The sequence below is a fragment of the Luteibacter sp. P4_E6 genome, from assembly GCF_056401535.1.
The window spans coordinates 1-1358 of sequence record NZ_JBFUJE010000788.1; the positions used below are offsets into that span (position 1 = coordinate 1).

At 59.9% G+C, this 1358-nt stretch carries 1 pseudogene; it reads right to left on the reverse strand.

The window, feature by feature from the left end:
- A pseudogene (locus AC1DT2_RS23510) lies at positions 1–1330 on the reverse strand (hypothetical protein); the annotation flags it as partial.
- Positions 1331–1358: the final 28 nt, after the last annotated feature.

Here is a 1358-nt window from a genome sequence, read left to right on the forward strand (position 1 = left end):
GCTCCAAGGCTGCCATATGCTCGGCAGCGACGGCATGGTCGCCGAGCGACAGAGCTTCGCGGACGAGGGTGATGTGATATGCAGGTTCGCCTGGCTCCTTCGCCGAGGCGTCTTTTGAAAGGCGGAAGGCGAGCTGTGTGTCACGTAGGCCACTCCATGCAAAGTCCGCATATGCCGCGAGCAGCCGGGCTCGCGGATCTGGATGTGTGAGTGCTGCAAGATACAACCGGACGATGCGATTCGCAGGAAGCGTGCACATCCCCTTGAGGCTGCAGGTGCTCAGCGAGAAGATCGCGCTTTCGTCCTCAATGGTTGGCGGCTTGGAATGGAGCTTGGCTTCCATGGAATCCCACCAAGCATCCTTGATGGGTTGATGCATTCGCGCCGCGAAGAAAATAAGCGCCTGCTCGGGTAGGGTCGAGGCCCCCGGCAAGACCGCTGCACGTTCAAGCTGGCGCGGAATCAGTGGGACGAACGGTGAAGACGCGTCGTACTGGGATCCGATGATGTACGTTCGTCCAAGCTCGTACTGAGCCCGTGGTGATTGGGGGTTGCGTGCGGCCAACTCCTCCGCGAGCCCCACAGGGGTTCTCCATCGGTAGGCCGTGAAACCCGTGAGTACCGCCCAATAGACGATGGCGAACGCGAGAACGATGTTGCCTACGGTCACGCGGCTCGAAGTTGGGACTGTGCCGTTAACCACTACCGAGGTAGTCACGTTTCCGCGCAGGCCGGTTACCACTGCTAGCATGACGCCTATGCTGGCGAAATAATTGCGGTGCTCGTAGATGAGTTCGAGAGGAATTACGGTTCCAGTCAGCGTGTGACAAGCGAGCATCCAGGCGATCCCGAGACTGGCCAGTCGTGCACGCTTGCGCAGTAGGATGGCCGCACCCGCTAGGCCGACAAGTCCGGCGATGCTGAAAAGGGTGGCCAGCGGTGCAAAGAGGCCTGTCGAGATCCGAAAATCGTCGTGGTAGAAGGAGAGGCCTGTCGGCGTCGGGAAGATTGTCCAGGCGAGGTAATCCAAGACGATTCGTGCTTCGCTCAACAATCGTGTGGACATCGTAAAGTCGCGAGGTGCCCAGGTTGACGCTCGCATAAGCGCCGGCCCGACCCATAGAACACCTGCAATGCCAGGTATCAGGAGCGCCGCGATAAACAGCGCAATGATGAAGCGCGATCTCCGAAAGCTGCCCTCTCTGGCCGCTGTACGCCAGTGAAAGACGAAGAGTTCCAGAAGAAAGGCGTAGAGGGGGGTGAGAACCGCGGTCTCCTTAGCCAGAAGGCCCAGCGCGGTGCAAGCGATAAGGCTCGTCGTCGCGGTCACGCGCCCATATCCGCTGCGAAGCATTCGC